This window comes from Pseudomonas sp. Sample_10 (genome assembly GCF_004321495.1).
Classification (GTDB): Bacteria; Pseudomonadota; Gammaproteobacteria; order Pseudomonadales; family Pseudomonadaceae; genus Aquipseudomonas.
In genome coordinates this window covers 1-10,851 of the sequence record NZ_RCOE01000133.1, presented here as the reverse complement: position 1 = coordinate 10,851, position 10,851 = coordinate 1, and the positions used below count along the sequence as shown (strand labels likewise).

At 60.2% G+C, this 10,851-nt stretch carries 9 protein-coding genes; 5 read left to right on the top strand and 4 right to left on the bottom strand.

Annotated elements, in window-relative coordinates; genetic code table 11:
* Positions 1-463 precede the first annotated feature (463 nt).
* The 4 genes from D8U18_RS12775 (at position 464) to D8U18_RS12760 (ending at position 6,958) form a co-directional block, all read left to right on the top strand.
* Positions 464-2,848, top strand: a complete 2,385-nt coding sequence (locus D8U18_RS12775) for a hybrid sensor histidine kinase/response regulator (protein ID WP_131107743.1) — start codon at positions 464-466, stop codon at positions 2,846-2,848.
* A 74-nt stretch (positions 2,849-2,922) separates the two neighbouring features.
* Complete coding sequence (locus tag D8U18_RS12770; protein ID WP_131107742.1) at positions 2,923-4,572, top strand: acyl-CoA dehydrogenase family protein; 1,650 nt, start codon at positions 2,923-2,925, stop codon at positions 4,570-4,572.
* 178 nt (positions 4,573-4,750) lie between these two features.
* Entirely contained in the window at positions 4,751-6,250 is a 1,500-nt protein-coding gene (amn, locus tag D8U18_RS12765) for an AMP nucleosidase (RefSeq protein ID WP_177336594.1), read from the top strand.
* A 72-nt stretch (positions 6,251-6,322) separates the two neighbouring features.
* Entirely contained in the window at positions 6,323-6,958 is a 636-nt protein-coding gene (locus D8U18_RS12760) for a pseudouridine synthase (RefSeq protein ID WP_130905824.1), read from the top strand.
* Here the strand turns inward: D8U18_RS12760 and D8U18_RS12755 are convergent.
* Both D8U18_RS12755 and D8U18_RS12750 read right to left on the bottom strand, forming a co-directional pair.
* The gene (locus tag D8U18_RS12755; RefSeq protein WP_056855782.1) at positions 6,953-7,162 is read right to left on the bottom strand and encodes a DUF2788 domain-containing protein; all 210 of its coding nucleotides are present in this window, start codon (positions 7,160-7,162) and stop codon (positions 6,953-6,955) included. The genes D8U18_RS12760 and D8U18_RS12755 overlap by 6 nt on opposite strands.
* Before the next feature lie 213 nt (positions 7,163-7,375).
* Positions 7,376-7,855, bottom strand: a complete 480-nt coding sequence (locus tag D8U18_RS12750; RefSeq protein WP_056855781.1) for an Lrp/AsnC family transcriptional regulator — start codon at positions 7,853-7,855, stop codon at positions 7,376-7,378.
* A gap of 476 nt (positions 7,856-8,331) precedes the next feature.
* Here D8U18_RS12750 and D8U18_RS12745 point away from each other — a divergent pair, with 476 nt between their 5' ends.
* Complete coding sequence (locus tag D8U18_RS12745) at positions 8,332-9,357, top strand: DUF6515 family protein (protein WP_130907704.1); 1,026 nt, start codon at positions 8,332-8,334, stop codon at positions 9,355-9,357.
* Here the strand turns inward: D8U18_RS12745 and D8U18_RS12740 are convergent.
* Together D8U18_RS12740 and D8U18_RS12735 are read right to left on the bottom strand one after the other, a co-directional pair.
* Complete coding sequence (locus D8U18_RS12740; RefSeq protein WP_131107741.1) at positions 9,339-10,247, bottom strand: cation diffusion facilitator family transporter; 909 nt, start codon at positions 10,245-10,247, stop codon at positions 9,339-9,341. The two genes, D8U18_RS12745 and D8U18_RS12740, sit on opposite strands and share 19 nt — an antisense overlap.
* Before the next feature lie 29 nt (positions 10,248-10,276).
* Positions 10,277-10,696: a hypothetical protein gene (locus tag D8U18_RS12735; RefSeq protein WP_056855778.1), complete on the bottom strand. Its 420-nt coding sequence runs from the start codon at positions 10,694-10,696 to the stop codon at positions 10,277-10,279.
* Positions 10,697-10,851 lie beyond the last annotated feature (155 nt).

Here is a 10,851-nt window from a genome sequence, read left to right as displayed (position 1 = left end):
TGCAAGCCGGCGCCACCACTTGGGTCGTGGCCGGAGAGACAGAGGACAACGGGGCAAGAGCTGTAGATATTCATGGTGCGCGAGCTTACCACCAAACATCTTTTTTCGGGTGTGGCGACATAATCTGCCGAGAGCGCTTGCTCTCGCTCGGCTGTGCAGCCGTCGTAGTGTTGTGCGATAGGGTGTCGCTGGCAGAATATTTCAGGGCTGCTTCGCAGCCCAGCGGGAGCAAGCTCCCTCGCCACAAATAGGTATCTGACCAAGTCAACAGCTCTATCTCAACAATCTTCGCTGGAACGCCCGTTCTAGAGCCTTTGCAGGAAATATTTCTGTAGTGCTCAAAGGCCATCAGCGGCTATGCTAGAGTGGATCCAAACAAATAACAGGCAACACCGGTTTTACGTCTACTCAAAAGGAATGGGGGGCTTCCTGACAGAACCGGACAGGCCACGCTGGGGCATAAATGCGCTATTTGCTGATGTTGCTGTTGTGTTTGCCCATTTTGGCGAACGCCGTCGAATTCGATGAGTTCACTCAAAGCCTTCCCCTGGGCCAATCCCTGCAAGTGTTTGAAGACGCGGACGGTCAGGCGAGCATTGCCCAGGTGCGCGCGCAAGCGGCGGCCGGCCACTTCCAGCCTCATGACAAAACTACGCTCAATGCCGGTTATTCGCGCTCGGTGTTCTGGCTGAAGATCGACCTGCAATACCGTCCGAGCAACCCGTCGGCGCAACGTACCTGGCTGCTGGAACTGGCCTATCCACCCCTCGATCACCTCGATCTGTATTTGCCCGATGCTGCCGGCGACTATCAGTTGGTCAGGCAGACGGGCGATGCCTTGCCGTTCTCCACTCGTGAGGTTCGCCAGAACAACTACCTGTTCAACCTGGACTTCACTCCCGGCCAGACGCAAACCGTTTACCTGCGCCTGCAAAGCCAGGGTTCGATCCAGGCGCCGGTCACGTTGTGGTCGAGCACCGCCTACCTCGAAGAGCAGCCTGTGCGACTTTATGTGCTGGGGCTGATTTACGGCGTGTTGCTGGGCATGCTGGTCTACAACCTGTTCATTTACCTCAGCGTGCGTGACACCAGTTACCTCTACTACATCTTCTATATCGCTTCGTTCGGCCTCTATCAGTTGTCGGTGAATGGCGCGGCTGTGCAGTATTTCTGGCCAGACTATCCCTGGTGGGCGAATGCCGCGACGCCGTTTTTCATTGGCTGCGCGGGGTTGTTCGGCAGTCAATTCGCGCGCAGTTTCCTGCAGACAGCCACCCACAGCCGCTGGCTTGACCGCATGCTGCTGGCGTTGGTGGCGTTCAGTGCGCTGGTGGTCGGGTTGTCGCTGATGACCAGTTACGCCCTGGCCCTGCGTCTGGCCACAGCGCTGGCATTGACCTTCACCGTCGTCATCTTTGCCGCAGGAATATTTGCCTGGCTGCGCGGGTTGCGGGTGGCGCGGTACTTCATCATTGCCTGGTCGGCATTTTTGCTCGGCGGTATCGTCAATACGATGATGGTGCTGGGGTATCTGCCGAACGTGTTCCTGACCATGTATTCCAGCCAGATCGGCTCTGCCATCGAGGTGGCGCTTTTGTCCCTGGCCCTGGCAGACCGCATCAACGCCATGCGCGAACAGCAGGCGCAAACCCTGTTAGACGCGGGGCAAAAGCTTGAAGTGCTCAACCAGCAATTGGCTCACAGCAACAAGCTCAAGGACGAATTCCTCGCGACCTTGACCCACGAGTTGCGCACGCCGATGAATGGCGTGATCGGTTCGCTGGAGTTGATGCAAACCGTCGAGATGGACCCGGAGCTGGAGCAGTATCAGCAAACCGCTTCCGGGTCGGCGCGCGAAATGATGCGCATGGTCAACGGCATCCTGACCCTGACCGAGTTGCAGGCCGGCAAGCTCAAGGCGACGCCGTCGACCTTCAGTTTGCGCGGCGTGGTCGAGGCGTTGCGTGTGCAGTTCGAGGGCAATGCGTCGAGCAAGTCGCTGGACTTCAAGGTCGATGTGGCGCCCGGTGTGCCTGATCGTTTGCACGGTGACAGCGCCAAGCTGGCGCAATGCCTGGAATGCCTGCTGGATAACGCCATCAAGTTCACCCGGGTGGGCGGGCTGGCATTGCGGGTGTCCGGGAAGACGGTCAAGCCCGAACGGTTGGCGTTGTCGTTTGCGGTGATCGACACCGGTATCGGTTTCACCGATCTGGGTGAGGCGACAATGTACCAGCGCTTTTTCCAGCTCGACGGATCGATGACCCGTGAATACGGTGGTCTCGGGGTCGGCCTGGCGATCTGTCGGCAACTGGTCGAATTGCTTGGCGGTCGACTGACTCACCGTTCGGAGCCGGGGCGTGGCAGTCGCTTCCAGCTCGATGTCGAGTTCGAAGTGCCGGCGACAGAGCGTCCTTCAACACCTGCCAAGGCCCCGGATCTCGCGCGTCTGCGGCTGCCGCAGGACTGCACGGTGCTGTTGGTCGATCACAACAACGTCAATCAACTGGTGATGCGTGGCATGTTGCTCAAGCTCGGATTTCGGGTGCGCACCGCAGACAGCGGCAGCTCCGCGCTGGATTTTCTGCAACGAGAAACCGTTGATGCCGTGTTGCTCGATCATGAGTTGCAGCCGATGGACGGCGTATCTGTCTGCTGCCAGATCCGCGCTTTGCCGGGTTGCTCGCAGTTGCCGGTTTTCCTGATTGCCCAAGGTGTGGATCGCGAGCGTTGCCCGACCGGTGCGTTGATTGATTACCTGAGCAAACCGGTGAAATTCGAAGACTTGCAGGTGGCGCTCTACCGCCGGGTGCTCTGTTCGCAACAGGGCGAAAGCGCCGACAGTTAGGCAGATATGACACTTTTTTCAGCCGGGGGGCGGTGCTTAACTGAAATCCCTTGGCTGACCAAAGGAGCCCTGTCATGAACCTGCATCAGTTCGCCGAAACCCACGAAGTCACCAACCAGCCGCCGTCATTGGACGGTGCCAATCTGTATCGCATCGACTTGCCGTTACAGGAGTGGTCGCGGCGTTTCGGTGCCGGTTGGGCCGAGTCGCGTATCGATGCGTACGGTGCACTGGCCGGTGGACCGTTGATGGAAGCGGGGTTCCTGGCGAATCAGAACAAGCCACTGTTCAACAGTCATGATCGATACGGGCACCGCATCGATCTGGTGGAGTTCCACCCGGCTTACTACCAACTGATGCGCACGGCTGTCGAGCATGGCTTGACCTCATTGCCTTGGGCGCATCCACAGTCCGGCGCCCACGTGGCCCGTGCCTCCATGACGTATCTGCACAGTCAGGCCGAAGCCGGCAGCGGCTGCCCGCTGACCATGACATTCGCCAGTGTTCCGGCGCTGCGCCTACAGCCGGATTTGGCGGAAAAATGGCTGCCCAAGGTTCTGGCCACCGAATACGATCCGCGCAACGTCGGCATGGCCCACAAGGCCGGTGTCACCATCGGCATGGCAATGACCGAGAAACAGGGTGGCACCGATGTGCGCGCCAACACCACCAAAGCCTATCCGGTGGGCGCCAGTGGCCCGGGGCAGGCTTACGAACTGGTGGGGCACAAGTGGTTTTGCTCGGCGCCAATGTGCGATGCCTTCCTGACCCTGGCACAAACGGACAAGGGCCTGACCTGTTTCCTGCTGCCGCGCCATCGCCCGGACGACACGCGCAATCAGTTCTACATCCAGCGTTTGAAAAACAAGCTCGGCAACTGCTCCAACGCGTCCAGCGAGGTGGAATTCCGTGGCGCCCTGGCGTGGATGGTCGGCGAAGAGGGCCGTGGCGTGCCGACGATCATCGAAATGGTTGCCATGACCCGGTTCGATTGCATGGTCGGTTCCAGCGCCTTGATGCGCCAGGCACTGACCCAGGCCAGTCATCACTGCGCTCATCGCTCGGTGGGCGGCAAGCTGCTCAGTGAGCAGCCGTTGATGCAAAACGTGCTGGCCGATTTGGCGCTGGAGAGCGAAGCGGCGCTGGCGTTGAGTTTGCGCATGGGCCGGGCGCTGGATCATCTGAATGATTCCCGGGAAACCAAATTCGCTCGGCTGGTGACGGCCGTGGGCAAGTACTGGATCTGCAAGCGTGCGCCGGCCATGATCAACGAAGCCGCCGAATGCATGGGCGGTGCCGGTTATGTCGAAGACAGCATCTTGCCGCGCCTCTACCGCGAGGCGCCGGTCAATTCGACGTGGGAAGGTTCGGGCAACGTGCAGTGCCTTGACGTTTTGCGGGCGTTGTCCAAAGAACCGGGTGTGCTGGATGCGTTGTTCAGTGAATTGGGCGATGGGCATGGCGACAAGCGCCTGGCTGCGCACATTGATCAATTGCAGACGGCGTTCAAAGACACCAGCGACATTCAGTATCGTGCCCGGCAGTTGACCGAGGACATCGCGCTGGGAATACAGGCCAAATTGTTGCTGGAGGCGGGGAATTCGGCGGTCAGTGATGCGTTCATCGCCAGTCGCCTGAGTGGCGGTGGTCGGGTGTACGGCGCGCTGCCGCGAGGTCTGGATGTGGAGGCCATTGTCGCCCGCTCGACTCCACAAAATTACTAATCCCAACACCCCTCCTGTGGGAGCGGGCTTGCCCGCGATAGCGGTCTATCAGCCAACATTCCTGTTGAATGATAAATAGCAATCGCGGGCAAGCCCGCTCCCACAGGTTTTTTGTGTCTTTGGAAATTGTTGTGCAGCCAACACGCCACTGTTCCCGTGAAGCGACGATGCAGGCAAGATGAAGGTCTGCAAGTCAGAACACAGGATGCTGATCGTGACCGAAGCTTTTATTGTCGTTCAAACCGCCGAGCAAGCCGTGGATCGGCTTGCGCTTTTGCACAATCGTGCAACCACCGCGCTGAACCAGGCGCTCAAGCGTTATCTCAAGGATCGCGTCGAGCCCGATGCCGAGCAGCGTGCCCTGTTCCGTTATCCCGAATTACGCCTGACCTACCATTGCCAGGGCGAAGTCCCGCAGACCACCCGCGCCTACGCCAAGGTGCAATTGCCAGGCACCTACAGCGTTACCGTCACCCATCCGTCGGCGTTCCGAAAGTACCTGCTGGAACAACTGGTCCCGTTGATGCACGACTTCACCGTGACCGTCGAAGTCGGGGTCAGCGAGCAGAACATTCCTTATCCGTACGTGGTCGAGCAGGGCGATGAGCTGGCCGGTTCCGGCGTGACCGCTGCCGTGCTGGCGCGAGTGTTCCCAAGCACCGATCTGTCGGCCGCCACCGATGGCATTGCCGACGGCCTGTACGACTGGGAAAACACCCATCCGCTGCCGCTGGCCCTGTTCGACGCGGCGCGGGTGGATTTTTCCTTGCGCCGCCTGGTGCATTACACCGGCAGCGACTGGCGTCATGTGCAGCCGTGGATCCTGCTGACCAACTACCACCGTTATGTCGACCAGTTCATCGTCCATGGCCTGGAGCAGTTGCGCAACGATCCGCGTTTTGTGCGCATGGTATTGCCGGGCAACGTGATCATCGAAAAAAGCATGGACCACGGTGAAGCCTCGGCGATTGCTGCCGGCGTGGTCTGGCACCGTTACCAGATGCCGGCCTATCACCTGATCGCCAGCGACGGCCACGGCGTGACGCTGGTGAATATCGGTGTCGGCCCGTCCAACGCCAAGAACATCACCGACCATTTGGCCGTGCTGCGTCCGCATTGCTGGCTGATGATCGGCCATTGCGGCGGCTTGCGTCAGTCGCAAACGATCGGCGATTACGTGCTGGCCCACGCCTACATGCGCCGCGACGGGATTCTCGATCGCGTAGTGCCGCCGAACATTCCGATCCCGGCCCTGGCGGAAGTACAGATGGCCTTGCAACAAGCGGCGGCGAACATCACCGGCGAGAAGGGTGACGAGCTGAAGAAACGCCTGCGCACCGGCACCGTGTTGACCTACGACGACCGCAACTGGGAGTTGCGCTGGGCGCAGGAGCGGCCGCTGATCAACTTGTCCCGCGCCGTGGCGGTGGACATGGAAAGCGGCACCATCGCCGCTCAGGGTTATCGCTTGCGGGTGCCTTATGGCACGTTGCTCTGCGTCTCGGACAAACCCCTGCATAGCGAGATCAAGTTGCCAGGCTCGGCCAACGCCTTCTATGAACGCGCAGTCAGCCAGCACTTGAAGATCGGCATTGAAGCAGTCGATCTATTACGCACCGAACTCAACTCGCTGCACTCGCGCAAACTGCGCAGCTTCGACGAGCCGCCGTTCCGCTAACGGTTGGTCATGGTCATTTGGCGGTCAGGCCACTAGCATAGTGGGCCCTGACCGTTAGATGTTCTCTTCGCCATGTCTCGTCCTCCACGCCCCGTTTCCCGCCGCCCTGGCGCGAAGCCTTCGCCTTCAGCCCCGCGCCGTGTCGCCAAGGCGCCACCCGCCGAACCGAAGCTGATCCTGTTCAACAAACCGTTCGATGTGCTGACGCAATTCAGCGACGGCGAAGGGCGCGCGACACTCAAGGATTACATCGATATCCCCGGGATTTACCCGGCAGGGCGACTCGACCGCGACAGCGAAGGGTTGTTGCTGTTGACCAATGACGGCCAGCTTCAGGCACGGATCGCCGACCCGAAACACAAACTGGCCAAGACTTACTGGGTGCAGGTCGAGGGCGAGCCGAGCGCCGAGCAGTTGCAGCGCTTGCGTGACGGCGTTGAATTGAACGACGGCATGACCTTGCCCGCCGAGGCGCGGCAACTGGATGAGCCTGAGCTGTGGCCGCGCAACCCGCCGGTACGCTTTCGCAAAAGCGTGCCGACCCATTGGCTGGAGTTGGTGATTCGCGAAGGTCGCAACCGTCAGGTGAGGCGCATGACGGCAGCGGTCGGCTTGCCGACGTTGCGGCTGGTTCGGGTCAGGATCGGTGACTGGACGATCCAGGGGCTCGATCAGGGCCAGTGGAAGGAAGTGCCGGCGCGTTTATAAGGTGCCGGATTCGATCATGCCGATCACTACACTCTTGATCACGAACGCGGCCACGCCCAGGCCCAGCACGAAGAACAGGATGAACGAGCCGAAACGCCCGGCCTTGGATTTCTTCGCCAGATCCCAGACGATGAAACCCATGAAAATGATCAGGATGCTGACCAGTCCGGTCATCATCCACTCTTCGAATACTGCAGGATCCATCGAACTTCTCCAGCGCGGGCGAGGCTAAAAGGGCGCGGGGAGTATACGCCCGGCAGGCGGCGTGCAGTATGGGCCTGCGGCGGTGTGTCGCAGCTATTCATCGCCCGGCCCGGCCCCATCGCTGGCGAGCCAGCTCCCACAGTGTCTTGTGTTGATCACAATATTTTGTCCAACACAAAACCTGTGGGAGCTGGCTTGCCAGCGATTGCGTAATTAGCTGCGAAGATGAGTCAAAGGCAGTTCAGTGCTGTTCAACACCTGATTCAGCACGAAACTCGAGCGCACACTGGTCACGCCTTCAATCCGGGTCAAGTGACCGAGCAGCAGTTTCTGATAGTGATCCATGTCCGGCACCACCACCTTGAGCTGATAGTCGGCATCCATACCGGTCACCAGGCTGCATTCCAGCACCTGGGGCAAGGTGCGAATGGCCTGTTCGAAATTTTCGAAACGCTCCGGCGTATGGCGGTCCATGCCGATCAGCACGTAGGCCGTCAGGCTCAGGCCGAGCATCTTGCGGTCGAGCAGGGCGACCTGGCGGGAGATGTAGCCGTCGTCTTCCAGTTGCTTGACCCGACGCGAGCAGGGTGAAGGTGACAGGCCGATGCGTTCGGCCAGCTCCTGATTGGAGATGCGCGCATCGCGCTGCAATTCAGCCAAAATGCTCAGGTCGTAACGGTCGAGTTTGCTCATCAAACGATCCCTTGTCGTATCTATTGCGGCAGATTATCTATCCAGGGTTAAAAATTGCGCAAGTGATGTTTATTTCAGCAATCTTCGCAATCCTCTGCCGGCGCCACGAGCCTATTCTTATCACCAGAATCACTGCTCGGACAAACAGTCCAGTGCGACTCGCCCAATCAGGCCAGTCGCGGCCGCCACCCCCCACCGGGGATGCGCAGGCCTCCGAGCTACACACTGTCCAGAAGACGGCGTGAGGTGAGCCGACGTCAAAAGCGTCGAGCACGGACAAAGTTCTCAAGGGGAGGCCGACGGGTCTCCCCTTTTTCTTGCCTGAAATTTGCCGCCCGGGCCTCAATAAATAAGTTTCGCGACTGATAACCTGTTGCAGAACCGGCCTGTGCATTTCCAGTCTTACGTGCAGGAGCGAGCAGACTCGCTCCTGCAGAATCCGTCCCCGACAGCCATTATCTGCAGTGAGGAATAGCATGAAGTCGCGCATCTGGCGTTTGGCCGGTGTTGGTTTGCTGTGTGTCAGTGTCACTGCGCAATCGCTGGCCGATGAGCCGCAGAACCGTGGCCCCGACGGCGGGCAACGCGGCGACGGCGGTCGTCAGGGCAACAATAATCCGGGACATGGCGCTAGCAATCAGCCGCGCCCGCAGAATAACGAGATCATTCGTGGCGACAACAGTCGCCAGTTCGAGCCTAACGGCCAGAATCAACCTCAGAACAACGGCCAATGGCAGAACCGTCCACCACCTGACTACAACAGCCGGGTGCGCTCGCCGCCGCCACCGCCGCAACTGCCGGCCAACGACTTGCCGATTCAGCCTCGGCCCGACACCGTGCAGCAAACCCAGGAACCGCGCCGTGGATACTACAAGGATGAACCGCGGCGCAATGACCCGAACCCGCATTGGAATGGCTACATCGGCGCACCGTCCAATGGCAGCAGCCAGTGGCAAGGTCGTCCGAGCGGTCACGGCAATGGCTGGGGACCTGGCCCGCAGTATCGGCCGGGGCATGTGATCGACCGCTTCCCGGATCGTGACTACCGGGTGCCCTATGGCGGTCGTGATTATTTCTATTCCGGCGGCTACTGGTATCGCCCGCAAGGCCCTCGCTATGTGGTGGTCCAGCCGCCACGCGGGATACGCATCCAGTATTTACCCGACTATGCCCGTGAAGTCTGGATCGGCGGTTCGCTGTTGTTCCTGGCGGCTGGCTCTTACTACGCCTATCAGGAAAGCACGCAGGATTACGTGGTGGTCGAGCCGCCCGGACAGCCGCTGGCGACCGGCAATGGCTATGATGTGGAGGCTTACCCGGCCAACGGTCAGTCGCCGGAGCAGGTCAATCAGGACGGCTACGACTGCTACCGCTGGGCGGTGGAACAAAGTGGTTTCGACCCGCGCGTCGACACCTATCAACCGGACCCGACCGTGGTGCAAACCTACCGGCAGGCCCAGGGCGGGTGTCTGAGCAGTCGCGGTTATCGAGTGACGTTCTGAGCCCGGGCGGCTTTGACCACTTCCTGCGGGTCGGCGTGCACCAGCACTTCGGCTCGCGGATAAGCGGCGTGAATCGCATCAGCGGCCTGATCGCTGATGCCATGGGCAACTGACAGGGTCAGTTCTCCCGGCAATTCCAGATGCAGTTGCACAAACCATTGGTTGCCGGAAATCCGTGTGCGCAGGTCATGGGCGCCCAACACCCCGGGCACGCTGCAGGCCAGTTCGAGCATGTGCTGGCTGACATCCGGCGGCAGTTCTTCATCCATCAATACCGCAAAACTTTCCCGGGCGATCTGCACCGCGCTCCAGAAGATGTACGCGGCAATTCCCAGGCCGAACCAGGGGTCGACCTGATGCCAGCCAAACCCGGCCAGCACCAGTGCGACCAGAATGCTGCCGTTGAGCAACAAATCCGAACGGTAGTGCAAAGAATCGGCGCGCACCGCGTTGGAGCCGGTGGCCTTGACCACCCGATGCTGCAACATCAGCAGCGCCAGGGTCATCACCAGCGAAAAGACAATCACACCAATGCTGATCCATGGTGCGCCCACCGGTTCCGGATGCTTGAGCCGCTCGAACGCCTGCAACGCAATCAGCACCGCGCTACCGCCAATGAACAACGCCTGCGCCATACCCGCCAGCGACTCGGCCTTGCCATGCCCGTAGCGATGATCGTCGTCGGCCGGGCGCAAGGCGTAGTGCACGGCCAGCAGGTTGAGCAGCGAAGTCACGCCGTCGAGTGCCGAGTCGGTGAGCCCGGCGAGCATGCTCACCGAGCCGCTCAACCACCAGGCGATGGCTTTGGCGATGATCAGCGAGCAGGCCACCGCCACCGAGGCACGGGTCGCCAGCCGCAGCAGGCGGGCGTGTTCGGAGCTGGAGATCATGAGTGCGGCTATTCCTTCATGGGCACCGGTTACGCGGCGGGTTGCAGGCCGAGCAGGGCCAATTGCTGAGTGCTGCCCTTGTGCTGGATCAGGCGTGGATCGTCCAGCGGGAAATGGCGGCCGGTTTCACGTTCCAGAATAGTCTGCAACTTGAGGTTATCGACCTTGCCGTCGGCGCCGATGGCTTCCTTGAGTTTTTCCGGGGCGACTTGCGCGGTTTCTCCCGGTGCGTAGTAAATCGCGCCGGTGGCGAAGTCCACGGCAAACGCGATCAGGCCAGGCACGATGTAGAACAGCAGGCCCACGGCATCAAGCACGGCAATGGCCGGGTCGATCTTGCCGTCGATCTGGCCACGGCGGTCCGGGTAGAAAATCGAACCGCAAGCGGTGACTTGAGTCAGTAGCGTCGCGACCAGAACACCGCCGATCAGGCGAAAGGGAACACGCATATGAAATCTCCTGAGTTATCTCAAAACGAAACGTCGTCGATATGAATTAGGACCCTGACAAACGCCCGGCAGTTCGCCGTTATACTCGTGCCTCTGTTTTGGAGCCAGCATGATTTCTTTGCCGATTGATGAAGTTTTACCCGCCCTGCGTGAAG